Annotated in this window: 23 protein-coding genes; 7 read left to right on the top strand and 16 right to left on the bottom strand. The window is 41.1% G+C overall.

Going from position 1 to position 24,372, the window contains the following annotated elements; all coding sequences use genetic code 11:
* Nucleotides 1-22 precede the first annotated feature (22 nt).
* From ACGG81_RS10445 to ACGG81_RS10470, 6 genes are all read right to left on the bottom strand, one after another.
* Complete coding sequence (locus tag ACGG81_RS10445; protein WP_009905022.1) at nt 23-514, bottom strand: hypothetical protein; 492 nt, start codon at nt 512-514, stop codon at nt 23-25.
* The gene (locus ACGG81_RS10450) at nt 507-1,898 is read right to left on the bottom strand and encodes an FtsK/SpoIIIE domain-containing protein (RefSeq protein WP_004843351.1); all 1,392 of its coding nucleotides are present in this window, start codon (nt 1,896-1,898) and stop codon (nt 507-509) included. The genes ACGG81_RS10445 and ACGG81_RS10450 overlap by 8 nt, the downstream gene beginning before the upstream one ends.
* 91 nt (nt 1,899-1,989) lie before the next feature.
* A complete protein-coding gene (locus tag ACGG81_RS10455) occupies nt 1,990-2,475 on the bottom strand; it encodes a DUF6560 family protein (RefSeq protein WP_004843350.1) in 486 nt (161 codons plus the stop codon).
* 86 nt (nt 2,476-2,561) lie between these two features.
* Nucleotides 2,562-2,945, bottom strand: a complete 384-nt coding sequence (locus ACGG81_RS10460; RefSeq protein WP_004843349.1) for a YdcP family protein — start codon at nt 2,943-2,945, stop codon at nt 2,562-2,564.
* Nucleotides 2,946-2,960: 15 nt separating this feature from the next.
* Nucleotides 2,961-3,287 carry a YdcP family protein gene (locus ACGG81_RS10465; RefSeq protein ID WP_004843348.1) on the bottom strand — a complete coding sequence of 109 codons (327 nt, stop codon included), beginning with the start codon at nt 3,285-3,287 and terminating at the stop codon, nt 2,961-2,963.
* A gap of 234 nt (nt 3,288-3,521) precedes the next feature.
* A complete protein-coding gene (locus ACGG81_RS10470; RefSeq protein ID WP_009273766.1) occupies nt 3,522-6,566 on the bottom strand; it encodes an SrtB-anchored collagen-binding adhesin in 3,045 nt (1,014 codons plus the stop codon).
* 965 nt (nt 6,567-7,531) lie between these two features.
* Between ACGG81_RS10470 and ACGG81_RS10475 the strand changes: the two genes are divergently transcribed.
* Nucleotides 7,532-9,181: a hypothetical protein gene (locus ACGG81_RS10475; protein ID WP_390108223.1), complete on the top strand. Its 1,650-nt coding sequence runs from the start codon at nt 7,532-7,534 to the stop codon at nt 9,179-9,181.
* Nucleotides 9,182-9,478: 297 nt separating this feature from the next.
* On the opposite strand, the gene prfA is transcribed toward ACGG81_RS10475, so the two are convergent.
* From prfA to rho, 5 genes are all read right to left on the bottom strand, one after another.
* Complete coding sequence (gene prfA, locus ACGG81_RS10480) at nt 9,479-10,555, bottom strand: peptide chain release factor 1 (protein ID WP_009262423.1); 1,077 nt, start codon at nt 10,553-10,555, stop codon at nt 9,479-9,481.
* A gap of 19 nt (nt 10,556-10,574) precedes the next feature.
* The gene (prmC, locus tag ACGG81_RS10485; RefSeq protein WP_008974882.1) at nt 10,575-11,408 is read right to left on the bottom strand and encodes a peptide chain release factor N(5)-glutamine methyltransferase; all 834 of its coding nucleotides are present in this window, start codon (nt 11,406-11,408) and stop codon (nt 10,575-10,577) included.
* 79 nt (nt 11,409-11,487) lie between these two features.
* The gene (locus ACGG81_RS10490; protein WP_390108226.1) at nt 11,488-12,414 is read right to left on the bottom strand and encodes a DUF1385 domain-containing protein; all 927 of its coding nucleotides are present in this window, start codon (nt 12,412-12,414) and stop codon (nt 11,488-11,490) included.
* Between the two features lie 127 nt (nt 12,415-12,541).
* Nucleotides 12,542-12,745 carry a 50S ribosomal protein L31 gene (gene rpmE / locus ACGG81_RS10495; protein WP_008974880.1) on the bottom strand — a complete coding sequence of 68 codons (204 nt, stop codon included), beginning with the start codon at nt 12,743-12,745 and terminating at the stop codon, nt 12,542-12,544.
* A 170-nt stretch (nt 12,746-12,915) separates the two neighbouring features.
* On the bottom strand, nt 12,916-14,241 hold the full coding sequence (gene rho / locus ACGG81_RS10500; protein ID WP_008974879.1) for a transcription termination factor Rho: 1,326 nt from the start codon (nt 14,239-14,241) through the stop codon (nt 12,916-12,918).
* Between the two features lie 230 nt (nt 14,242-14,471).
* Here rho and ACGG81_RS10505 point away from each other — a divergent pair, with 230 nt between their 5' ends.
* From ACGG81_RS10505 to ACGG81_RS10525, 5 genes are all read left to right on the top strand, one after another.
* On the top strand, nt 14,472-15,620 hold the full coding sequence (locus tag ACGG81_RS10505) for an NADP-dependent malic enzyme (protein WP_008974878.1): 1,149 nt from the start codon (nt 14,472-14,474) through the stop codon (nt 15,618-15,620).
* Nucleotides 15,620-16,546: a TIGR01212 family radical SAM protein gene (locus tag ACGG81_RS10510; protein WP_009262427.1), complete on the top strand. Its 927-nt coding sequence runs from the start codon at nt 15,620-15,622 to the stop codon at nt 16,544-16,546. The genes ACGG81_RS10505 and ACGG81_RS10510 overlap by 1 nt, the downstream gene beginning before the upstream one ends.
* Nucleotides 16,547-16,568: 22 nt before the next feature.
* Nucleotides 16,569-17,081, top strand: a complete 513-nt coding sequence (locus ACGG81_RS10515) for a DUF4364 family protein (protein WP_008974876.1) — start codon at nt 16,569-16,571, stop codon at nt 17,079-17,081.
* An 88-nt stretch (nt 17,082-17,169) separates the two neighbouring features.
* On the top strand, nt 17,170-17,751 hold the full coding sequence (locus ACGG81_RS10520) for a class I SAM-dependent methyltransferase (protein WP_390108230.1): 582 nt from the start codon (nt 17,170-17,172) through the stop codon (nt 17,749-17,751).
* On the top strand, nt 17,748-17,918 hold the full coding sequence (locus ACGG81_RS10525) for a hypothetical protein (RefSeq protein ID WP_390108232.1): 171 nt from the start codon (nt 17,748-17,750) through the stop codon (nt 17,916-17,918). Before ACGG81_RS10520 ends, ACGG81_RS10525 begins: the two co-directional genes overlap by 4 nt.
* 156 nt (nt 17,919-18,074) lie before the next feature.
* On the opposite strand, the gene ACGG81_RS10530 is transcribed toward ACGG81_RS10525, so the two are convergent.
* The 5 genes from ACGG81_RS10530 to ACGG81_RS10550 all read right to left on the bottom strand — a co-directional run bounded on the left by ACGG81_RS10530 (nt 18,075) and on the right by ACGG81_RS10550 (nt 23,372).
* A complete protein-coding gene (locus ACGG81_RS10530) occupies nt 18,075-19,391 on the bottom strand; it encodes a replication-associated recombination protein A (RefSeq protein ID WP_117576612.1) in 1,317 nt (438 codons plus the stop codon).
* An 11-nt stretch (nt 19,392-19,402) separates the two neighbouring features.
* Nucleotides 19,403-20,122, bottom strand: coding sequence for a ThiF family adenylyltransferase (locus tag ACGG81_RS10535; RefSeq protein ID WP_117576613.1), 720 nt, complete (start codon nt 20,120-20,122; stop codon nt 19,403-19,405).
* Between the two features lie 86 nt (nt 20,123-20,208).
* Nucleotides 20,209-21,018 (bottom strand): polysaccharide deacetylase family protein, encoded by an 810-nt coding sequence (locus ACGG81_RS10540; RefSeq protein WP_120105257.1) that lies wholly within the window; start codon nt 21,016-21,018, stop codon nt 20,209-20,211.
* A 17-nt stretch (nt 21,019-21,035) separates the two neighbouring features.
* Complete coding sequence (locus ACGG81_RS10545; protein ID WP_117501264.1) at nt 21,036-21,704, bottom strand: flavin reductase family protein; 669 nt, start codon at nt 21,702-21,704, stop codon at nt 21,036-21,038.
* Between the two features lie 12 nt (nt 21,705-21,716).
* Complete coding sequence (locus ACGG81_RS10550) at nt 21,717-23,372, bottom strand: putative manganese-dependent inorganic diphosphatase (RefSeq protein ID WP_008974871.1); 1,656 nt, start codon at nt 23,370-23,372, stop codon at nt 21,717-21,719.
* A 196-nt stretch (nt 23,373-23,568) separates the two neighbouring features.
* Here ACGG81_RS10550 and ACGG81_RS10555 point away from each other — a divergent pair, with 196 nt between their 5' ends.
* Nucleotides 23,569-24,237 carry a S1 RNA-binding domain-containing protein gene (locus ACGG81_RS10555; RefSeq protein WP_120091080.1) on the top strand — a complete coding sequence of 223 codons (669 nt, stop codon included), beginning with the start codon at nt 23,569-23,571 and terminating at the stop codon, nt 24,235-24,237.
* Nucleotides 24,238-24,372 lie beyond the last annotated feature (135 nt).

A 24,372-nucleotide genomic window follows, 5' to 3' on the forward strand; every position in this document is an offset into this window, starting at 1 on the left:
TGTTAGATACCGAGGGGTTTTATCAGCGGACGGGACAAGCCCCGTCCGCCAAGAACGGAACTTGCGGTTGAGAACCGCAAAACCCGTCCTTGTCGTCCGTGTCTGTGTCCTGCTGTGAACCTTGTATGCCCTCATAGATAACCGCAAAATCTATTCTTTCATCTGAAAGTGCTTCTTTCATTTCTTCAGACAGCCCTTTAAGAAATACATTACATTGCAGACAAGCCTTATCTAAAACTCGAAATCGAAAATAGATTATCCTGCTTTCAACGCAATGTCTACTTTCCAACCTCATTCTAAACTTATGAGGAATGTTGATTTTTTCACGAATAACATCATCAATGATTTTATCTATCCTTGAATGAAATCGCAGATTTGGATTGACAGAATAATCTAAAAAACAATCTAACATATATTTCCTGCAATCCGTTGTAAAAATATCTGTATTCAAGCACAAACAGAGGTAGTTTTTCTCTGTGGGTGCGTGATAAACATTTAATGTGTCCTTATTCAATCACATCTTCCTTTCCTTGTTGTTCTGGCATGACTTGTCTTTCTTGTGCAAGCCTGCCGATTGTTTGTAAAAAATCATGTCCTTTGGGGACTAAAGGCGTGTAAAATTCGCTTATCACGCTTGTTCCCATATCACAATAGCCACGCCCCTTGATACGCTTCTGGAAAAACTGCTTTTTCACATCTGAACCGAACAGCATACCGTAACCTAATTCGCTGATACGCCCAAGTCCCACACGGAAATTGAAGTTATCTCTGATACCGTCAGAGAAATACTTTGCGTCTGGACGCTGGCAGGCAACGATAAGGAAATAACCTGCTTGTCGTCCTAACATAACGATTTTCTTTAACTGGCTAAGCAAGCCCACGCTTTCCTTTGTCCCCAGCATTTCAAAAAATGCCACATATTCATCAAAGATAAGAAAGCAGGGTGGCAGTCCCAGATAGGCGTAGTTTTCGCCCGTCTTATAGTTCGGGTGTTGCTTCATTTCCTCACTTCGCTGTACCATTCCCTCATAAAAGGCATTGACACAATCAATCATTTCTTCTTTGGTGTGATACACATTTCCCATAACTGTCCCTAAGTCTGCAAGGTCAGCGTTCTTCGGGTCTAAGATGTAAAGGACAGCGTTGGTATGCAGTAAGGCTTCAATAAGCGTCAGCAGAAAATAAGTTTTACCGCCACCCGTTCCACCAGCAATCAGAGCGTGAGGGAGTGCGTCATATTCCCAGACAAGATTTTTCATCAGTTTCAGACAGCCGTTTTCTGCCCGTACTTCATCAATGGTAATGCGGTTCGCTATCATATCATAAAGCAGGGTATATTCAATATAGCCGTCATGCAGGGTCTTGTCGGTCAGCTCACAATATAAGCCACTTTCCAATTTATCCTCTAACCGTAAAAGCTGGTCTTGATATTTTCCCAGCGTAATTTCACAGCGGATATGAAGCAGTCCCTTTTCCATTTGATAATAAATCTTTGGAAACCAGACGATTTTTTCCCTTGATCTGCTTTGCAGGTCAGTAAAAAAACCGCTGTCTTGTACGGTATCGGCTTCATACCACTTATTTTCCAGTACCATTCTTGCCAGCTTTTGACGGTGCAGGAGCTTCTTGAAACTATCGTAACAGAAGTGGTAATACAGAAAAACGACCAATGCACAAACACCAGTCGCTATCAGTATAGTTATGAAGTTGTAAGGGGAAAGCGTCAAGCCGTTCTCTAACAAGCTGAAATGTTCCCAATCAGTACGCATGAGCTGTTTGATATTCAGTAGCAGGAGAACCGCCACGAATACAAACAGAAGCGTTCCTATGGAAAAGTGGTAGACAAGGTGCTTGTCGCTGGCTCTGATACGGTGTCCTTTGTTAAAAATCTTTTGCATAAATCAATCACTCCTTTCTGGGTATGAAAAAAGCAGTCAATCCTAAGACTAACTGCTAAAATAATATAACTGTTTATTTGGGCGAAACGTATTAGAGTAAATTTTTCTCTTTTAACATTTCAAGAAATTCTTTATATCCAACACAGTCGCAAGAAACTGTACAAATTTTTTTGTTTCCTACAAATATTTTCAATCCTATTTGCTCTTTTTCTGTGCAACGGGAAATATCATTAAATGAAATTTCTCTTGTTCTTCCAACAGCAGGAGTAATACGCAAATTATTTCCGTCAATTACTACCTTATGTCTTTTTAATGCCCACGCACAAAATTCAATCAATAGAACAAAAATAGCAAAAACAACAGAGTGTCCCACCGTATTATCAAATCCCATGAACAATCCTAAAGCTATTGCAATTCCTACCATTATCAATGAACAAATATGACATACTGTTTGATAGGCGTGTGATACAAAAACAGTATTTGTGAATTTTTCTTTTTTAGTTGCTTTTTGTGTCTTATCTAATACGAGAGATATAATAGGGACAACGAATACAGCAAATATAATAGCTCTTATCATAAACAGCACTCCTTATAATTAAATTTTTCATACCCATATTATAACAGTTTTATATATCCGCTACAACGAAAATCTATTCAGCAAGCCTATTTTTTCGGCTGTCCCTGCGGTGTATGGTTCTGTGGACTGCCTACGTTTTGATTGCCTTTATTCTTCAATACAATATCCTCTGCCTTTACATACCAGTCCACATCTGCACCCGTATAGGTCTTTCTTGATACCGTATCGGCTACTGGATTGACAAGCTCCACAACTGCATTGTACGGAAATTCTCTTAACGGTACTTCTGGCGGTACAGACACGGGGATAATTCCACCATGCAAACTGCACTTCAAATCATAGATACGCTTTTTAAGCTGGGTACTCGGTGTCCCGTCCTCATTCTGTAAGAACACATCACGCACCGCTGTAAATTTTAATTCTCCAAATGTTTTCTCTTTGTCAATAACAAACCCGTTTGATAATCTCATAAATTCTTCACTCCTTTACTTTTCTTCAACTGCTACAATATCATCAGCAACTAACACATAATCGGTATGTCCCATATCCCCGATTGCATAACCTCTGCCGTATAACTTCGGATTGACAAGTTTTACTTTCTGTTCATACTTGAACTTTTTTTCGCCAGCCTGCACGGGAATTTCTACCACAACATTTTCGCCTTTCTGTACGTCAGAATAAAGGTTATAGCTTCGTCTTGCTAAGACCCTGCGGTTATTTTTATCTCTTTCAAAGACTGGCTCACTTTCGCCTGCAAATTCAAGAGTTCCAAAAGACTGTACCATATCTGGCACGACATATTTCATTTCCATATTGTTTTACCTCGTTTCTTTCTATTTTTGATAAATTGATTGTGATTTCTTATTCTGGCGGTTTGGGAAGTACCAGCAATCCCACAGATAGTAAAGGGTAAAATCAATGCTTACGCACCCTTGACTATCCGTGTTCTTGCAGGTTGTTGGCAGACAAGCCAGAATAAGCGGAAGTCTGCCGTTTGACAACTTCGGCGGAGAGCGTGATTTTTCTTTTCTCATACCGTTACCGCCTTATGATTTTTTCATTTTACGGCGTTTGTAGAAGAAGATACCTGCCAGTCCAGCACCAGAGGTCAAAAGAAGTGCAAGCAGTCCGTAAAGGTTTGTGTTATCGCCCGTTTTGGGACTGTCGCTCGGTCTGTTTGGCTTTTCTGGTGTCGGTGGTGTTTCGGGTTTCTCTGGTTCTTTTGGCTTTTCCTTAAAGGTAATCGTCTGTCCCTTATCCTCAATATCCTTATGCTCGGTAACTTTCTTCGGATCGTCTGGATTGCTTAAATCGTACAATTCTTCAAAAGTTACAAGCTGTTTGCCGTCAAGGGAAGTAGCGTCAAGGGTAAAGGCAACTTCCACTTTCATAGTTTCGCTGTCAGCAGTAAAAGTGTAATCACTTTCCACACGTTTCCCATTGATAAGAAGCTCGGCATTTTCTTTTTTCAACATCTGCCAGCCCACCAGTTTGTACTGTGTACCGACTTCTAAGCCCTCTAAGGTTACGGTATCAATGATTGTTACCTCTTTTCCAGCTTCAAGCTCTTTGTTGCCGTCCTTATCGGTAGCAGTCGTATGAATTTTGATGATACGCTCTGTGATAAGTACGGTCTGCCCGTCGTCCTCAATGTCTTTATGCTCCGCAACTTTCACGGGTTCGTCTGGATTGCTGAAATCATACAATTCTTCAAAGGTAACAAGGTTCTTGCCACCTAAAGCAGACGCATTGAATATATAGGAAATTTCCACTTTCATTTCTTCATCATCAGCGACAAAGGTATAATCGTTTTCTACACGTTTCCCGTCAATGATAAGCTCGGCGTTTTCTTCCTTTAACATCTGCCAACCTTTCAACTGATACTTTGTGCCTTTTGTAAGCCCGTTTAATTTGACAGTATCAACGATTGTTACCTCTTTTCCTGCAAGGATAGTTTTTTCGCCGTCCTTGCTGGTCGCTGTGGTATGGATAGAGATTTCTTTTTCGTATTCATCAGTCAACGTTCCTAAATCAATCACAAGGTTATTTCTTGATACCACGATTTCAAAAGGTGGGATAAGTTCAAAGCCTTTGTTACTGTCGCAACGCATTTCTTCAATGATGTAGGTATCATAAGGTAATGCACCCTTGCTGTCGTCTGGTTCAGAAGTTCCAAACCACACACCGTCCTCGCTGGTCTTGCCTGCGTTGGTATTGTGCTTATGCGAAGCCCATTCAGAAGAAGTGGAAAACTGCCCGTTATCATCAGTTACAACTATATGATTTTCGCCCGTTGTCTTGCTTGTGATCCTAAAAGGAACATCAGCAAGACGCTTGTGTGTGCCTGCACCGATTTTTACACCCTCAATATCTCCACGCTTAATCTGATTATAGATAGAATGGGCTTCGTCGGTTAAGTCCACGATTTTTCCATTTTCTGTGATTGTAAAATCAATCGGTTTTGCACCGTCTGTCAAATATCCGTCTGGTGCTTCGCTCTCAACGATACGGAAGTTTCCATAAGGTAAAAGGTCAGCAGAAGTAGAAGCGATACCCTCAATATCGGTACGAATTGTCTTTACCACTTCATTTTTCTTATAGAGCTTGCCCTCAACCAATACTGCATTATCATTTAAGGAAATGATGTCAAAGGCAGTATCTTTTAAAGTTGCACTTCCTTGTGGTTTGGTATCGCCCGTTTCTAAATCTCGTTTCTGAATTTTCACACCGCCACGGATAACCTTATCTGATACGGAAAACTGGTTACTTCCAGATAATACGGCAAGGTCGCCGTCCTCGGTAATCTGTGTAAGGTATAAGTCTTTTATCTGTTCGGACTTATCGCCAGCCTGCATATATGCACCGTCTAACAAGTATCCGTTTGGAGCTTTTGTTTCTTCAACGGTTAGCGTTCCAAGTGGAAGAACCGCTTTACCGTCCTGCATATAGAAGCTATCGCCAGATACTTTGTATGCGTCCGCAAATTTTGTGATGTAGTGGGTTGACCCGTCGCTGTCTGTTTCAGCGATTGTCTTTGTAACCCATGTACGAGTAGCTTCGGCAGGGAGATTGTCTTTATTATAGAAGCCTGCATAATACTTCCATGTAAATTCCGCACCTGCTAGAGAAGCGTTCCCCTGCGGATTGTCTTTCTGTGTTTCCATATCAATCTTGAAAAGCTCAATCAACGTGTCCGTTACTTTTGGTGTATCAGATACTTTCAAAGTCGCTGTTTTTCCAGCTTCAACCTTTAAGGAATATATAGTTTTATCTACTTTATATCCTGCTGGTGCGGATAATTCCTTGATATAGACTGTGCCTGCTTTTACCTCTACAACATCTGTATTTCCGTTTTCATCAGTCGTAAGAGTGGCAAGCTGTTTCGTGCAGTTCTTATCAGAAAAGACACCGTATGTTGCACCAGCGATAGAGTAATTCCCGTTACCGTCTGTAATGCTGGTATTACTGGTAGCCTTTTTAAGTTTCGCATTTCCGATATTTAACTTCGCCCAGAATTGCCCCAATTCCTGCCCCTCGCCAGAGTAGATATAACCGCCACATTCATAACGTCCTTTATTTTCTTTGACAAAGGCTCTTGCACCAGAGAAAACTTCGTCCTGCGTTGCCTTTGGAATTTCATCATAAGAAGCTCTCACGTTGTCGCATTGCCAGCCAAGATGTACGCTCAATCTCTGCCAGACAACAAGCTGTCTTAAAAGGTAGGCGTGATTGTTGCTTATTCCGCTGTGGCTGTCTGTGTACTGTTTCACATATTCGATAGATAAGGCAACGTCGCTTATCTGGTCGGCACTCATACGGGTGCTTGCGTCAATTCTGGTCTTGTAGCCATTCCTAAAATCTGTGTTAATGTCGATACAGTAAGCGTCCTCGCCCTCGACGGTCAAATGTCCCTCGTTAAAAGTAGAACCAATCGAACCGTCATTCATTACTTTTTCAACGATACCGACACGCTCTTTTGACTCCGTCCAGTATTGCTTGCTTTCTGCATGAACGGGTGTCGTCGGTAAAGTAGTAACGACAGTTGCAAGAGCTAAGAAGCCAGTACACAATCGTTTTAACATCTTTTTCATAAATCTAATGCTCCTTTCATTTTGGGTAATAAAATAGCCGTCCAATAAGAACGGCTGGAAATAGAAAAGGAACGTCATGTTAGGCGTTCCATAGTCTATAAGTTATTCAATTTTTTCTTGTTTCAATACTGATGTGTTGTACCATATCTTTGCATATCTAGGAAAACTTGCGTATCAAGGCTCATTCGTTAGTAGTAAATAAGTAGTAAATTGATGTGTTTGTTTCCTTGAAAATGCTGATAGATACTGTGTTTTAGCGGATAATCAGATTTTTATTGTGTTTTTATCTTTAAAAACTACGGATAATCTCTATATTTTTCTAAAATCTGCTTCAAAAAACCACTTCTATTTTTCATTTCTTTGCTACAAAAAAATATCTGCTTTTATTTATTTTCACTACATGAATTTTTGAAATATTCTCAATATCTACCACAAGAACTTCATCATATTTACTTGCGTATGCTACACGAAATCATTTCTGTTTTTTATTTCTTGCCACTCATATTTGAGCCTTTTATAAAAAATGTGCTACATAGTTCTGCAAGTATTCTTAGATATTGTCTACAAGCATTTCCTCGTTTTTATTCATTTCCGCTACCATACTTCAATCATTTTCATTTTTTCTTACCACGAAATAATAAACTTGCATACTTATGGTCTGACTCTGCTTTGTATTTGTGTACATCCTAATCAGCCATTTTTTACTGTAGTCAGCTAAAGTTTAAGCATGGTTTAGATTTTATGGTCTTGTGGTTTGCATTTTACAGACTTTAGGTCATCGTTTTTCTTAGTGAGATAAGGCTTTTTTTCACTGGGTTTACAAAAAATCAGTGTGGTTTGCTAATTCTTGGGTTTACCTACTGAGTCAGAATATGTACGGCAGAGATTTTTCTCTGCCAGAAGTACGTCTTCTTACAGATTAAAAAATCTCCAAAAATATTTTTTTTGATAGGAGATAGTTTATTATGAAAAAAGTAAATGTAAACATTACTAACACACAAAAGGTTTCTTTTGAAGAAATCTGTAAATCAACTTCTGTTTCTAAAACCATTAACCGCATGCCTGCTCTTGAAGCAGAATTCAAAAGAGTCTTTGGATATGATTTTACACCTTTTGTACTTTCAGATATGATTGCTGAATGTGATAAAAAAGAAATCAAAAAACTCTTCAAGAAAATAAAGACTCGCTATACAAACAAATATTACTTAAATATTGTTCTTACAAGTGCAACAGACAGAGCTAATATAGTATCGAAGTCTACTCGGTTATCTATAAGTGATTGGGCATTTATAGACTCCGTTATGACTGATACGGAAAATGATAAAACAGACACTCGTGGACTGAGCAATTTTATCTTCTTCCTTGCGTTTTTAATTTTCTGTAAAACTAGAAACAAATCTATTACAAAACCAGATATGAAAGACTTCTCCAGTCCTATCTTTCATGTAATGGGAAACAAACTGTGGTTTAAAGATAGCTTTTATAGTATGTGTGACCAACTGCTTGCAGAAAAAGATATTGAAACTACTTTAGATTTATTTGGTGGTAGCGGTGTTCTTACTGGTTATATTCAAGATTATTGCTATAAAAATAGTCTTAATTTGGAGAGCAGATACAACGATCTTGATAAGAACAAACATAATTTCTTTAAGCAATTAACTACATCTCCAAAAGAACTTGAGCGTAAATGTAGGAAATTGCTTGAAACGTATGATTATTATAATGATAAGGGAGATATTGAAAGCATATTAAAACTTAAAGAAAATGCGGAAAGTCTTATGAACCAAAAAGGTCTTCATGCGGCGGCTGCCTTTTGGTATGTAAATACAACAAACCAAAATGGAAACGTTAATAAGCAAAAATGTAAGTCACTAGAAGAATTTGTTTATGCTTCAGAGTTATACAAAAAGGTTATCTTTGAACAAAGTGATGCCTTATATCGTTTAGACAAATGGTATGATAATGAAAACGCCTTTATCATTGTTGACCCACCTTATCCTTATACACTGGGCTATTTACATCTACTGGCAAATGATGATTTAACTTTAAAAAATCATATACAACTGTATACGAAACTGCTAAACGCAAAGGCAACATGGGTATACTTTGGAAGAATAGATGCATCAAGAAGTCATATAAATAATCAAGATAAAAAGAAACTTGCTTGTGATGATGCACAACTTCTCTCATTTTTTGATGACGCCTTTCAAAATAAAGGATTATTTTATATGGATAGAAAAGTTAATAAAAATACTGAACGCATTGTTTCAAATTATCCGTTTGAGGGATTTAAGCCTTATGTAGAGGAAAGAGTATCTTCTTCAATAGAAATTGAAGAAACAGAAAAAGTTGTACTTTCTCCAGTAGAAGCTGAAAAACCAAAGGAAATTGTGCCTTCTCCTGTAGACGCTGAAGAAACAGAAGTAACTGTATCTTCTCCAGTACAGATTGAAGAAACAGAAACTGTTGAAAGCAGAGTACATACAGAGTCTTTCCATGCAGAAGAAATAAAAACTGATAATCATGAAACTGTTATCGAAGAAGATACCAAAAAGGAGCATAGAGAATGTTGCGTAATAAAGTTTTTCCGCAAACTGTTTCGTTGCAGAGAATAGGGATTTCTGATACTAGCCAATGCTTAGGCACTTGGCTAGTGTCTCGCATACCCCCTCGTTATACACGCTGTAGGGTTGTATAACTTATATCCATTGAATTATCTCAGGTCGGAACAGGAGATAGTTCTGAAGGGCTATCAGTGCGTCAATGGGTGTTTTTTATGGGTGTTAGTGTGTCTTTGAATGACAAAAAAATAGAAATCGGCTACATTTTCATCTGTAAAACCGATTTCTACTCTATTCTTTATAAAATACAGGATACCTTACTTTCCCACAAATCCAGTAAAATCAAGGGATTTAGGCATCTTTTTCTAAGCCACTTAAGCGTATCGCTTGGTCTGCTGCGATCAAACTGTCAATCACTTCATCTAAATCTCCGTTCAAAATGCTGTCCAGCTTATGCAGTGTCAATTTAATTCTATGGTCTGTCACACGTCCCTGTGGAAAATTGTAAGTACGGATCTTCTCCGAACGATCTCCTGTTCCAATCTGGCTTCTTCTTGCCTCTGCCTCTGCGGACTGCTGTTTTTCTAACTCTAATTCATACAGTTTTGAACGCAGTAAGCGGAATGCTTTCTCTTTGTTCTGAAGCTGTGATTTCTCTGTCTGGCTGTAAATCACAATTCCTGTCGGATAATGTGTAAGACGAACTGCAGAGTCTGTTGTATTGACACACTGACCACCATTTCCAGATGCTCTCATTACATCGATACGAATATCTTTCTCTTCGATCACAACATCCACTTCCTCCGCTTCCGGCATCACCGCAACAGTGATTGTGGATGTGTGGATACGTCCACCGGACTCTGTTTCCGGCACACGCTGTACACGGTGTACTCCACTTTCGTATTTCATCCGAGAGTAAACGCCCTGTCCACTTACCATGAATACGACTTCCTTAAATCCACCGATTCCATTTTCATTGACAGAGATCATCTCTGTCTTCCATCTCTTGCTCTCTGCATAATGCACATACATACGATATACTTCTGCCGCAAACAAAGCCGACTCATCTCCACCGGCTCCGGCACGAATCTCTACCATAATATTCTTATCGTCGTTCGGGTCTTTTGGAAGAAGAAGAATCTTCAATTCATGCTCTAATTCCTCCACACGTTTTTTCGAGGAGCTGAGCTCTTCTTTTGCAAGTTCTCTCATCTCTTCATCAGATTCGATTTCAAGCATTTCCTCACTATCTGCGATAGACTGTTTTGCTTTTTTATATTCTGTATATGCCTCCACGATCGGAGCTAAATCAGCCTGCTCTTTCATCAGCTTCCGAAACCGTTCTTGGTCATTTGCAACATCCGGTTCCTGAAGTTCGCCCATGATTTCCTCATAGCGGATCAACAGATCTTCTAATTTATCAAACATATCTATTCCTCCATTTCTCTCATCTATTGTACATGCCGGATACCACACGGTCAAGTCCCGCCAGATCCTTTTTTACCGTTACCTCTGTAAACCCGGCTTTCTCCATCATCTTCGCAACATCCTCTCCTTGATCATACCCGATTTCAAAGAGAAGACAACCACCCTGCTTCAAATGTTCCCGGCTTTTTTCTGTAATCTTTCTATAAAAATATAATCCATCTTCTTTTCCGTCCAATGCAATCATCGGATCATGCAGTCTTACTTCCTCTTCCAGTTCCTCAATTGCTTTTGTTCGGATATACGGCGGATTGGACACGATCAGATCATATCTCTCAGCAACTTGTTCAAACAGATCGCTTTTCAGAAACGTGACATCAGCATTTAGGCTCTCTGCATTTCTTTTCGCCACCTGAAGTGCTTCATCCGAAATATCTGCCCCGACTGCCCGGATCCCTTTCCGGTAATGTTCCAGACTGATCAAAATACATCCGGAACCGGTACACATATCCAGCACTTGTTCGTTTCCACTCAAATGAGACAATGCTTCCTCTACAAGTATCTCTGTATCCTGTCGCGGGATTAACACATGTTCATTGACAATAAATGGCAATCCCATAAATTCCTGCTCCCCAGTAATATGCTGAAGCGGAATCCTCTGCGCCCGCCTGCTGATACAGTCAAAATATCTTTCCGCCGCTTGCTCTTCTGCAGGCTCCGCTTGCTTCAGATAATACATCGTCCTGCTGATTCCTGTCACATATTCGAGCAGATACCAGGCATCCAGTTCTGCCTCCGCGATTCTTGCCTGCTTCAGACGAAAAATTCCTTCTTTATATAGTTCCTGTATCGTCATACTGATCCCCTTTTACCAATCCCGTTAGATTTTGTCATCTCTTTTGCAATCTTCTCATTGATTTTGCCCACATCCTGTTCTATGGCTCTTCCGGGAAATTTTCCTTTTGGTATTTCTTCCAGTCAAAGACTGCTTCTACCGAACAGATTGCCACTTCGATCATATCATCATCCGGCTCTTTCGTCGTCAGATTCTGAAGCGCTAGCCCCGGCTTGCTTAACAATTCCACAACTGGATGCTCTGTGTTTCCTGCAAGCCGGATGATTTCATAAGAAATTCCCGCGATTACCGGAAGCAGTGCAATCCGCAGTAACACTCTTAATACCGGAGACTCTGTTGTAATAAAAAAGCAGACGATAATACTAACAAACAGTACAAAAAACAGAAAACTTGTCCCACACCGCTTGTGCTGTTTGGAACTTTTTCTTACGTTCTCCACAGTCAGATCCATACCATGCTCAATACAATTGATACACTTATGTTCTGCTCCATGATACATGAACACGCGCTGAATATCCTTCATCTTCGAGATCAGCAGGATATATACGATAAACAGAACAATCCTCACGATTCCCTCTATAACAGTCCTGGCAAATCTGCCCGGCACAAACGGTTTCAAAAGATTTGACAGCAAGTAAGGAAGAACCATAAAGATTGCAACCGCGATCACTACCGAACATGCCATTGTGATCCCCATAATCAAATTCCCCTGCTTCTCCTTTTTCGCCGCTTCCTTCTCGGTTAGTTCTTCCTCCTCTTCTTCCTCGAAGAAACTTGCCGAATAAGAGAGTGTCTTCATTCCCAGCACGAGAGAATCTACAAAACTGAAGATTCCTCGCACAAATGGAATCTTTGTCAGTTTCTTCCATTTGACAATCCCATCGTATACTTCTTTCTGAAGCGCAATCTCTCCGTCCGGTTTTCTGACCGCTACTGCATACTGATCCCCGTTCTTCATCATCACACCTTCCAGAACCGCCTGCCCGCCAATATTTGATGACTTCATAGATTCGCTCTCCTTCTATTTTTCAGACAGATTTCCATCAATTCTTTTCCTCTGTCATATCTGTACAATTCTCTACAATGTTAAAAAAGGTTGAGATTTGCACCTCAACCTATTCTCGTCATTCTGATTATTCCTGAATTCCGTATTTCTTGTTAAATTTATCAACACGTCCACGAGCCTGAGCAGCTTTCTGCTGTCCTGTGTAGAATGGATGACATTTAGAACAGATTTCTACGTGGATATCTTCTTTTGTAGATCCTGTTACGAATGTGTTTCCACAGTTACATGTTACTGTTGCCTGATGATAAACTGGATGTATTCCTTCTTTCATGATTTTCACCTCTTCATTTTTATTTCGTGAGGTTATATCGCCCTCACAGCGAATATCTTTGCAATCATCCTACTATCGTAATGACAGAGGAACGCTTGCTTATTATTTGTTAAACAGCTTTTTTATTGTATCATACTTATTTTCACATTGCAAGTTATTTGTAAAAATCATTAGATAATTTTTGTCTTCTTTACCATCTGGATAAACTCTTCGTTATTTTTCGTGCGAGAAAACATATTTAAAATATTATCGACTGCCTCCTCGCTCTTCATTCCATTTAAGGCACGGCGCAGAGAATATACTGCTTCCTGTTCTTCTGCACTCAACAGAAGATCTTCTCTTCTTGTTCCCGATTTTGGAATATCGATTGCCGGGAACACTCTTTTTTCTTGAAGCTTTCTGTCGAGGACAAGTTCCATATTTCCAGTTCCTTTAAATTCTTCGTAAATAACATCATCCATCTTGCTTCCAGTGTCTACAAGTGCACTTGCGAGGATTGTTAAGCTGCCTCCTTCTCTCATATTTCTAGCTGCACCAAAAATCCGCTTCGGCATATAAAGCGCAGCCGGATCCAGACCACCAGATAGCGTTCTTCCACTCGGCGGAACGGTCAGGTTGTATGCCCTTGCAAGGCGTGTGATACTGTCAAGTAAGATCATCACATCTTTTTTATGTTCTACCAAACGCTTTGCACGCTCAATCACCATCTCCGACACTCTCCTATGATGTTCAGGAAGTTCGTCAAACGTAGAGTAAATGACTTCTACATTTTTCCCGGTGATCGCTTCCCTAATATCTGTCACTTCCTCTGGACGCTCATCGATCAAAAGAATCAGGATGTGCATCTCTGGATTGTTTCTCAAAACTGACAGCGCCACTTCCTTGATCAAAGTTGTCTTACCAGCCTTCGGAGGAGAAACGATCATTCCTCTCTGTCCTTTTCCTATTGGGGAAAGCAAATCTACGATGCGCATCGCCGTAGAACTTTTTGGATGTTCCAGGCGAAGTCTTTCGTTAGGAAAAATTGGTGTCATATCTTCAAAATTTGTCCGTCTCGCCGCCTCTGCCGGACGCATTCCATTGACCGTCGTCAAATATAAGAGTGCGCTGAATTTCTCCGACTGTGTCTTGATTCTCGTATTTCCAGTCAGGATATCTCCAGTTTTCAGATTAAATCTGCGAATCTGTGACGGTGATACATAGACGTCATTCTCTCCCGGAAGATAGTTATCGCTCCGGATAAATCCATATCCATCCGGAAGCACTTCAAGAATCCCCTGCGCCGTAATTCCGCTGTCCAGCTCCTCAATATCAATGACCCCTGTTTTCTCGCTTTTTACCTCTTCTTTTGCTTCTTCTGCTTTATCCTGCTCGTCTTTTTTCAGCATTAATTCGATGATATCTGCTTTTTTCATTGTCGATACCCCTTTTAATCCTCGCGCTTTTGCGATTTCCTTCAAAGACGTTAACGGTAATGATTCATATTTTTCTCTCATTATCCTACTTCCTTTCGCTATTCATTTGTCTATCCTAATTATTTTAATTATTAATAAGTATCTGCGGGAATATTCGTCTGACATGACTTCTCTTAAGATATACGCATTATACACTATTTTTAGGGAAAAAGAAAGTATTTTTTCAGCAATCCTTGTTGATTTGATTTCACCGGAATGTTATCATAACTTTAGAAGTTTCAAAAATATGAAAAAGAAAAGGTGTGAATAATATGACAACAAACGAAAAGGCATTACAAATGCATGAACAATGGAATGGGAAATTAGAGATCAGTGCAAAAGCCAAAGTAAATTCCAGAGAAGACCTTGCAATTGCATATACACCAGGTGTCGCAGAGCCTTGCAAGGTGATTGCCCAGGATCAGGAAGCTGCTTACAAATATACGATGAAAGCCAATACGATCGCTGTTATCTCGGATGGAAGTGCTGTTCTCGGTCTCGGAAATATCGGCGCTTATGCAGCAATGCCTGTTATGGAAGGAAAAGCCGTTTTATTCAAGGAATTCGGTGGAGTCAATGCAGTTCCGATCTGCCTTGATACCCAGGATACCGAGGAGATCATTCGCACAATCGTCAACATTGCTCCGGCATTTGGAGGCATCAATCTGGAAGATATCTCTGCTCCGAGATGTTTTGAAATTGAGGAGCGTTTAAAAGAACTCCTTGATATCCCGGTATTTCACGATGACCAGCATGGAACTGCCATTGTTGTCCTTGCCGGCATCATCAATGCGCTGAAAGTAACCGGTAAGCAAAAGGAAGCATGTCAGATTGTTGTAAATGGTGCAGGTTCTGCCGGAATCGCCATCACAAAGCTTCTTCTTACTTACGGTTTCTGCCATGTTACCATGTGTGATATCAATGGAATCATTTCCAAAGATTCTCCGAATTTAAACTGGATGCAAAAAAAGATGACAGAAGTCACCAATCTGGAAGGGAAGAAGGGAACACTTGCAGATGCATTGCAAGGAGCTGACATCTTTGTCGGAGTATCCGCACCGAATATTGTCACAAAAGAGATGGTTGCTTCCATGAATAAAGATTCTATCTTATTTGCGATGGCAAACCCTGTTCCTGAAATCATGCCGGATCTTGCAAAAGAAGGTGGTGCACGTGTCATTGGAACTGGACGTTCTGACTTTCCAAATCAAGTCAATAATGTTGTCGCATTCCCTGGCATTTTCAAAGGTGCTCTGGAAGGACGTGCCACACAGATTACGGAAGAGATGAAACTTGCCGCTGCTGAGGCAATCGCAAGTCTCGTTTCGGATGAAGATTTAAGCGATACCAATATCCTCCCGGAAGCATTTGACCCACGTGTTGCCGATGTCGTAAGCAAGGCGATTAAGGATCTGATCTAATGAAGCGCTGGGGCGAAAAGAGATACCACTCTCTCGATTATCACTTAAAACATACTTACGGTGAAAAGCTCTATAAACTTGCTTTAAACGGCGGAATGACTTGCCCAAACCGTGACGGTACACTCGGAGACCGGGGCTGCATTTTCTGCAGCGCCGGAGGCTCCGGTGATTTCGCAGGAAATCCTCGCGAATCTATCCGGCAACAAATTGCATCCGGCAAAGAGCAAATAAAGAAAAAGACCGATGCAGTCTCTTATATTGCCTATTTTCAGGCATACACAAACACTTATGCCGAAGTCAGTTATCTGGAGAAGATTTTTACAGAGGCAATCTCCTGTCCTGAAGTCAAGATTCTCTCCATTGCCACCAGACCAGACTGTCTGGATGACGAAATTCTCACACTTTTAGCACGTCTGAATCGGATCAAACCCGTATGGGTAGAGCTTGGTCTTCAGACAATCCATGAACAGAGCGCCCAGTTTATCCGGCGCGGATACTCGCTTTCCGTCTTTGAGGAAGCTGTCAGAAATCTCCGGCAGATTGGTGTGGAAGTGATTGTCCATACGATTTTATATCTCCCTGGTGAGACAGAACTGATGATGCAGGAGACGATTTCTTATCTAAATACAATGGATATTCAAGGAATCAAGCTCCAGCTTCTTCATATTCTACATGGAACTGATCTCGCCGACTATTATGAAACTTCCCCTTTCTTCGTCCCGACAATGGAGGAATACATTGCATTTCTTGGAAAGTGTATTACGCAGTTGCGTCCAGATATCGTCATCCACCGCCTGACCGGCGATGGGCCAAAAGAACTGTTGATTGCTCCATGCTGGACCGGACACAAGCGTCTTGTCCTCAACAAAATGAATCAATATTTCAAGGAACAGGATCTTTGGCAGGGGAAGAACTACAAACTATGATTTTAGAAAGGATTTGCGTACAATGTCAGACTCATTTACTTTGTACAAATTAATTGTTTTATATATGCTTCAGAAAGTGGATTTCCCTCTGACGAACTCACAAATCTCCGAATTTGTCCTCGACAAGGAATACACGAATTATTTCACACTCCAGCAGGCACTCTCGGAAATGGAAAATGCCAATCTGATCCGTCTGGAGAAAGAACACAGCCGCACCTTCTATCATCTGACAGAAGAAGGCGCTGAGACGATCCAGTTTTTTCAAAACAAGATTTCTCCTACTATTCAGGATGAGATCGACACCTTTCTTCAGGAAAAGCATTACGAACTGAAGAACGCTGTCGCTGTGCGCGCAGACTACTACCGAAATGATAATCATGAATTTTCTGTTCGCTGCCAAGTCACGGAAAATCACGGTTCTCTGATTGACTTGACTATCACAGTACCGACCGAGCAGGAAGCAAAAACTGTCGTCCACCACTGGAAACAGAAAAATCAGGAAATCTATGCCTTCGTGATGCAGAATCTATTATAGATTGTTTTCTTCTATTTCTAAATCTGTTATGGTAAATGTTTTTACAGACAAAAATCGGACAAAACAACTTTTATAAGGAGATTTTACAATGAACTATCAGAAAATAAATGCTGAAGCAATCGATACCTGGTGTCTGGATGGTTGGGTTTGGGGACAGCCTATCTCCCATGAGCTTTATCAAAACGCACAAAAAGGGGAATGGGATGTTCTTCTTACTCCGACAAAAGCTGTTCCTCATGAATGGTTCGGCAGTCTGTGTGGCAAAAAAGTGCTTGGTCTTGCAAGCGGCGGTGGACAGCAGATTCCTATTTTTGCTGCCCTCGGAGCAGATTGTACCGTACTGGATTATTCTTCCCAACAATGTGCAAGTGAGCAGCTAGTCGCTGACAGAGAAGGATATCCTGTAACAATCATTCAAGCAGATATGACACAGCCACTTCCCTTTGAAGATGGGATATTTGATCTGATCTTTCACCCAGTTTCTAACTGCTATATAGAAAAAGTAGAACCTGTTTTCCAAGAATGTTACCGCATTTTGAAAAAAGGGGGAGTCTTGCTTGGTGGATATGATCTCGGAATCAACTATGTTTTTGATGAAAACGAAGAGTATCTGACCTATTCTCTGCCGTTTCACCCATTAAAAATAAAAAACAATATGAAGACTCCATGAAGTATGACTGGGGAATCCAATTTTCTCACACATTAGAAGAACAGATCGGAGGACAGTTAAAAGCTGGATTCCAGCTTACTGATCTATATGAAGATACAAGCGGTCAGGGGAATCTACACAAACATAATATTCCAGCTTTTGTCGCAATACGCTCTGTCAAGCGATAAGTTGTCGGTTCCTTTTCGATTACCAGATTTCCTTTCCATCGGAGCAAATAAAAAATCTGTCTTGACAGGCAATATTCGCCATCCAAGACAGATTTTTATTGATTTGGTAGGCGAAAAATCGTTTCTTCGCTAAGCAGCCTTACCTGTAAAAACACTTTATTTCCCTTTGATCCTTCGGAAATGCTCCTGAATCTCCTTTTCATATCCCATATCCGAAGGCTCATAAAATTGCATGTCTTTAATCTCCTCTGGAAGATACTGCTGCTCTACATAGTGATTTGGATAGTCATGCGCGTATTTATATCCAGTTCCTCTTCCCAGGTTTGCAGAACCTTTGTAATGCGCATCCTGCAGATGAGACGGTACTGTAGTCTTATGTGCCCGCACCGCTGCATTTGCAGCCATGATCGCATTTACTGCTGAATTACTCTTAGGCGCTGTCGCCACATATAGTACCGCCTGCGACAAGATGATCTGGGCTTCCGGCATTCCGACACGCTCCACCGCCTGCGCCGCGGCTACCGCCACAGAAATCGCCATCGGATCTGCATTCCCTACATCTTCTGATGCACAGATCATAATCCTTCTGGCAATAAACTTCACATCTTCCCCTGCATACAACATTTTTGCAAGATAAAAGACTGCGGCATCCGGATCGGATCCGCGCATACTTTTGATAAATGCAGAAATGGTATCATAGTGGTTGTCCCCTCCCTTATCGTAGCGCACAACTCTCTTCTGGATACACTCTGATACAACATCGATCGTAATGTGGATCTTTCCATCCTCCGACCGCTCCGTCGTCAATACCCCAAGCTCTATCGCATTCAGAGCATTTCTTGCATCTCCACCACAAATATCTGCAAGAAATTCCAGCGCATCTTCATCGATGATCGCATGATAACTTCCCATTCCACGCTCTTCATCTGTCAGCGCCCGCATGATCAATCTACGGATATCTTCTTTTTCCAGCGGCTTTAATTCAAAAATACTGGAGCGGGAAATCAACGCGCCGTTGACTTCAAAATAGGGATTTTCCGTAGTCGCTCCAATCAGGATGAGCGTACCATCTTCTACAAACGGGAGCAGATAGTCCTGCTGTCCTTTGTTAAACCGATGGATCTCATCGACAAACAAGATTGTCTTCTTCCCATACATTCCCTGATTGTCTTTTGCCTGCCTGACAACCTCCTCCATATCTTTCTTGCCCGCAACTGTCGCATTGATCTGAGTGAAATTGGCACTAGTCGTATTGGCAATCACCTTTGCCAGTGTTGTCTTCCCGGTTCCCGGAGGTCCATAAAAAATAATAGAACTCAACTTGTCCGCCTTGATTGCCCGATAAAGCAGCTTATCTTTTCCAATTATATGCTGCTGTCCTACCACTTCCTCCAGAGTCTTCGGACGCAGACGCGATGCAAGCGGAGACTCTTTTTTCTTTGTCGTTTCTCTCATATAATCAAACAGATCCATATCTTTTCCTCCTATGAAATTCCTGCCAGATCACGGATAACCTCCCCGGCAATGATCAGTCCTGCCACCGGAGGTACAAAGGAAATACTTCCCGGCAGTGAACGCTTATTTCCTTTTTCTTCTTCCGTAATATTTTTTGAGACATCGACCGGCTTTTCTTTTGAGTAGAGTACTTTTAAATGTGCTACTCCCCGGTTCTTCAATTCCTTTCTCATCACCTTACAGAGCGGGCAGACAGATGTCTTTGTAATATCTGTAATTTCAAATAATTCCGGATGAAGCTTATTCCCCGTTCCCATACTGCTGATCATCGGAATCCCTCTCTGATCGGCAATCTGAGCAATCGCAAGTTTTGCTGTCACTGTGTCGATCGCATCGACGATATAATCGATATTCCCATCCAAAAGCTCCGCTGCATTCTCCTCAAGGACGAATGTTTCATGGACTGTCACTTCTGTTTTTGGGCAAATATCCTGAATTCTTTCTTTCATCACCCTCGTCTTGTATTGTCCGATCGTACTGTGATAAGCAATCGATTGCCGATTGATATTGGTCAGTGATACGGTGTCATTATCCACCAGGATCAAATGACCGATACCACTTCTTGCCAGCGCCTCAATACAGTGTGATCCAACTCCTCCCACACCGAATACAAGTACTGTCTTCTCCTTCAAACTTTCTACACAATCTTTTCCAATCAGTAACTCCATTCTGGAAAATTCATTTATCATCTTGTTACTCCTTTATCTATAATTGTTCTCTCTTCTGTTATTCGCCTGCATCTCCGGCAGATTCACCATTTCCCTCTCCAATCATTCTATGGGAGGATCAACTCTTCCACTGTCACAAATTCATAACCACTCTCTTTTAAAATATCCACAATTCTGAGAGCCGCATTCACAGAACTTTCATAACAGTCATGCATTAAAATAATATCATTTTCTTTGACTTCCGTCACTACCTTGTTCACAATTTCATCCGCATTTTTCGTCGTCCAATCAAGCGTATCCACAGACCAGTTTACTGGCAAAACCTGCATCTCTTTTTCCAGACCTTTCTGCCATGCCCCAAACGGCGGGCGCATAAACGACACCGGCTCACCGGTAATTGCAGAAATTTTTTCGTTAGTCATCCGAATCTCTTCCATCGCCTTTTCATCTGACAGCTTTGTCATCTCTACATGATGAAACGTATGATTTCCAACGATATGTCCATTTTCGTACATTTCCTTTACAACAGTCTCATTTCCGTCTATATTGGATCCGATCAGAAAAAATGTTGCCAAAACCTCCCTCTCTTTTAATCCTTCCAAAAGTTTCGGCGTCCATACCGGATGCGGACCATCATCAAATGTAATCGCTATCTTTGGCTTCTCCACTCCCGCCGTAATAGCTCCATCAGCCTCCTCAGCCTCCCGACCACTTCCCGCCTTCAAAATCAGGCATACCAAATATAACATCCCAAGAAATTGCAGTATAGATTTTCTATGCAAACCACTTTCCCTCCCCCTCTTGCTCATATCATATATATGAACCACAATAAAAAAGAATGTGTCCCCGCTCCATGTCATACACATTCTGACATTTCCTTGAAACACACTCTTTCTTTTTGGACTTCCAGCAGACATTTTTTGTCCTGTTTCTTCTATCTATCTTTCCGGGCACGCTGTGCCCTGTTTTCACTTTTCTTTGAAGGATTCTGCGCCTTCTTTTTATTTTTCTTTGAAGGATTCTGTGCCTTGCTTTTATTTTTCTTTCGGATACTGTAACCAAATGTCCCCAGTTCTCTCCCGGTTTCTAAATAGGAACCATGCGAATACGCAAGAAGTTCTGCCTGATTCAGTTCAAACTTCCCACCTGCAGACATATAAGTTCCATCGACCTGTACCGCCTCCACCGTCGCAAGAAACATATGATGAGATCCAAGTTCCTTTACCTCTGTTACTTTACACTCGATATTGACAGGGCTTTCCACGATTGTCGGTGCATAGCGAAGTTTTTCCGCTTTTCCTCTTGTAAGCCGAGTCTCTTTCCACTTATCCACATCCCTGCCGGATTTTACTCCACAATAATCTGTCGCATGCACAAGATCTTTTGTCGTCAGATTGATCACAAACTCTCCTGAGCTGCGAATCATTTCATAGGAATAGCGTTCTGGTCTCACAGAAATATATGCCATCGCTGGATTCGTACAGATTGTCCCTGTCCATGCAACTGTGATAATATTGGTATTGCCATCGGCATCCCCGACACTCACCATCACTGCCGGCAGTGGATAGATCATATTTCCCGGTTTCCATAATTGTTTCTCCATATCCTGTCCCTTCTATTGCTGCAACGCAATTACGAAATTCGGAATTAACTGTTTCTTTCTGGAAACAACTCCCTTTAAGATAATGTCTTCCGTATCTTCTCTCAAATCAAACGCATCAAATACCTGCTCCCTTGCACCTGCACCGTCACACAAAAGCTCTGTGGACTCTTCAATAATATTCGTTAACATAAAGAAAATGCGATCCAATCCCTGACTGTACATTGCCTCCTTCAGATAAGGAATCAACTTTTCCTTGATGTCATGCAGTTCATCTTTGTTCATTGAATTGATCTGCCCAACACCGAACTCCACATCTCCAATATTAAATTTCTTAAAGTCCTGGAAACATATTTCCTCCGCAGTCTTATTCTTCAGATTGCTTCCCGCATTAAACATCTCTCTTGCAAGGCTCTCAATATCAATATCTGCAATCTTCGCAAGTGACTCCGCCGCTCTTCGATCCACATCAGTGCACGTAGGCGAACGGAACATCAGTGTATCGGAAATAATTGCAGAACACAGAAGGGATGCGATCATCCTGTCGATCATAACCCCCTGTTCCTCATACATCTGATAAACAATCGTTGCAGTACATCCAACCGGCTGGTTTCTGAAATATACCGGTCCGATCGTCTCAATGCTTCCAAGTCTGTGATGATCTATGATTTCCTGGATATCTGCCTCTTCGATTCCATCCACAGCCTGAGATTTTTCATTGTGATCCACTAAAATCAGCTGTTTTTTTCTTGCATCGATCAAAAGCCTTCTCGAAATCAATCCGACAAATCTTCCTTTTCTGTCTACAACCGGGAAATCACGGAATCTCTTCTTTGTCATCACATCTTTGATATCTTCCACATAATCACTCATCTTAAATGTCGTCAGATTTTCCTTACTCATAAAATGCTTTACCGGAATACTCTGATTAATCAATCTGGCTACAGTAAATGTATCATGCGGCGTACTGATCACAACACACTGTCTTTCTTCTGCCAGCTTTTTAATCGTCTTTGACACTTCCGATCCCTGGCAGACAACAATACAGCTTGCCTCCATCTCAAGAGCACACAGCTGTGATTCATAACGATTTCCCAAAACTACCAAGTCATCTTTCTCAATAAAGTTCTCGAGAAGTTCCGGGCTGGATGCTGCGATCACAACCTTCCCTTTCACAAAATATCCATGTTCATTTCCTGTCACAATCGTACCATCTAAAGTCTGGACGATATTTCGATACTGCGTACGCGCTTTCGCAAGAATATGACTGTCATACACATCCATATAAGAAGTCGCAATATCTCCGATCGTGATCAGACCTTCTAACATATTCTCCTTTGTGATCGGCATCGTCTTCGTATTCGATTCCTTCATCTGCCGCCACGCTTCTTTGATCGACACATGACCTTCAATTCCTGATACCCTGCTAATATCGAGATCCTTAACTTGAATCTGCACGTTCGACAGAAGTCCCGGTTCTTCTACTCCAAATCTGTCTAAAATATACTGTGTCTCTTCATTAACCTGGCCGGCTCTTTTTGCAACATATTCCTGGCCGGTTACTTTCCTCTTCAAATTTGCATAAGCAAGTGCAGAACAGATAGAGTCCGTATCTGGATTCTTATGCCCTACAACATACACTTTTCTATTCTTCTTCTTTTCTGATGTCATAATCCAATCCCTCATCAACAATTCATTTATACTATATAGTAAGCCATTTTTTCTTCTGTTCGTCAACCTTATTTTTTCATGGAATTGTTTTTTTTGCATACAGCCTGTTATTTTTTTGCCAAAATTTTTCTTTTCTGTTTTTCCGAAAGAATCTATGCTATAATAGAAGAAAATTATGAAAATTGAGGTGTAGAGCATGAGTGAAGAACAATTTACAACAGAAACTATGGCTGACTACGAAGGACAATTTGACAATGCAGATCCATGGCATATCGTTTCAAAATATATGGAACAACAGACCGATCTTCCCGTCAAAATTGAAGGAATCGTAAATGGAGGAGCTATCGCCTATATCGAAGGACTCCGTGGATTTATCCCTGCCTCCAAGCTTTCTCTCTCCTATATCGAAGATCTTGAGACTTATCTTCTCAAAGAGATTAAGGTTCGTGTCATTGATATCGATCCTGCTGAGAACCGCCTCGTTCTCTCTGCCCGCGAGATTTTAAAAGAAGAGCAGGCTGCAGAGCGCGCAAAAAAGGTCCAGGAGATTCCTGTCGGAAGTATCCTCTCCGGAACAGTGGACTCTCTCCAGTCTTACGGCGCATTTATTCTCTTAGAAAACGGACTGTCTGGTCTGGTGCATGTATCACAGATTTGTGAAAAAAGAATCAAATCTCCGGCAGACGTTCTCAAAACAGGGGAAGAAGTTCAAGTGAAAGTAATCGGAATCAAAGATGGTAAGATCAGTCTCAGTATGAAGGCATTGTTAGAAGAACCAGAAGAGGAAGAAGAAGCGGTCGAGATCCCAAAATCAGAGGAAATCGGAACAAATCTTGGCGATTTGTTTAAAAACATTCAATTATAATCCCTTTCTAAGTAAGATAAAGAAAGTGCTGTCAGCAATGGTACTCTGTTTTCATAAAACAGCTCCCATTCTGACAGCACTTTCTTTTTATGACACTGTATTGTCTCTCACAATTTTTCACATTATATATGCACA

It is taken from the genome of Faecalimonas umbilicata, assembly GCF_042846195.1.
Classification (GTDB): Bacteria; Bacillota; Clostridia; order Lachnospirales; family Lachnospiraceae; genus Faecalimonas; species Faecalimonas umbilicata.

Excerpts from the sequence above, each read along its gene's own strand:
- ACGG81_RS10450 (WP_004843351.1), bottom strand. The coding sequence starts at position 1,898 with ATGCAAAAGATTTTTAACAAAGGACACCGTATCAGAGCCAGCGACAAG.
- ACGG81_RS10455 (WP_004843350.1), bottom strand. The coding sequence starts at position 2,475 with ATGATAAGAGCTATTATATTTGCTGTATTCGTTGTCCCTATTATATCT.
- ACGG81_RS10460 (WP_004843349.1), bottom strand. The coding sequence starts at position 2,945 with ATGAGATTATCAAACGGGTTTGTTATTGACAAAGAGAAAACATTTGGA.
- ACGG81_RS10465 (WP_004843348.1), bottom strand. The coding sequence starts at position 3,287 with ATGGAAATGAAATATGTCGTGCCAGATATGGTACAGTCTTTTGGAACT.
- ACGG81_RS10470 (WP_009273766.1), bottom strand. The coding sequence starts at position 6,566 with ATGAAAAAGATGTTAAAACGATTGTGTACTGGCTTCTTAGCTCTTGCA.
- ACGG81_RS10475 (WP_390108223.1), top strand. The coding sequence starts at position 7,532 with ATGAAAAAAGTAAATGTAAACATTACTAACACACAAAAGGTTTCTTTT.
- prfA (WP_009262423.1), bottom strand. The coding sequence starts at position 10,555 with ATGTTTGATAAATTAGAAGATCTGTTGATCCGCTATGAGGAAATCATG.
- prmC (WP_008974882.1), bottom strand. The coding sequence starts at position 11,408 with ATGACGATACAGGAACTATATAAAGAAGGAATTTTTCGTCTGAAGCAG.
- ACGG81_RS10490 (WP_390108226.1), bottom strand. The coding sequence starts at position 12,414 with ATGAAGTCATCAAATATTGGCGGGCAGGCGGTTCTGGAAGGTGTGATG.
- rpmE (WP_008974880.1), bottom strand. The coding sequence starts at position 12,745 with ATGAAAGAAGGAATACATCCAGTTTATCATCAGGCAACAGTAACATGT.
- rho (WP_008974879.1), bottom strand. The coding sequence starts at position 14,241 with ATGAGAGAAAAATATGAATCATTACCGTTAACGTCTTTGAAGGAAATC.
- ACGG81_RS10505 (WP_008974878.1), top strand. The coding sequence starts at position 14,472 with ATGACAACAAACGAAAAGGCATTACAAATGCATGAACAATGGAATGGG.
- ACGG81_RS10510 (WP_009262427.1), top strand. The coding sequence starts at position 15,620 with ATGAAGCGCTGGGGCGAAAAGAGATACCACTCTCTCGATTATCACTTA.
- ACGG81_RS10515 (WP_008974876.1), top strand. The coding sequence starts at position 16,569 with ATGTCAGACTCATTTACTTTGTACAAATTAATTGTTTTATATATGCTT.
- ACGG81_RS10520 (WP_390108230.1), top strand. The coding sequence starts at position 17,170 with ATGAACTATCAGAAAATAAATGCTGAAGCAATCGATACCTGGTGTCTG.
- ACGG81_RS10525 (WP_390108232.1), top strand. The coding sequence starts at position 17,748 with ATGAAGTATGACTGGGGAATCCAATTTTCTCACACATTAGAAGAACAG.
- ACGG81_RS10530 (WP_117576612.1), bottom strand. The coding sequence starts at position 19,391 with ATGGATCTGTTTGATTATATGAGAGAAACGACAAAGAAAAAAGAGTCT.
- ACGG81_RS10535 (WP_117576613.1), bottom strand. The coding sequence starts at position 20,122 with ATGATAAATGAATTTTCCAGAATGGAGTTACTGATTGGAAAAGATTGT.
- ACGG81_RS10540 (WP_120105257.1), bottom strand. The coding sequence starts at position 21,018 with ATGTCTGCTGGAAGTCCAAAAAGAAAGAGTGTGTTTCAAGGAAATGTC.
- ACGG81_RS10545 (WP_117501264.1), bottom strand. The coding sequence starts at position 21,704 with ATGGAGAAACAATTATGGAAACCGGGAAATATGATCTATCCACTGCCG.
- ACGG81_RS10550 (WP_008974871.1), bottom strand. The coding sequence starts at position 23,372 with ATGACATCAGAAAAGAAGAAGAATAGAAAAGTGTATGTTGTAGGGCAT.
- ACGG81_RS10555 (WP_120091080.1), top strand. The coding sequence starts at position 23,569 with ATGAGTGAAGAACAATTTACAACAGAAACTATGGCTGACTACGAAGGA.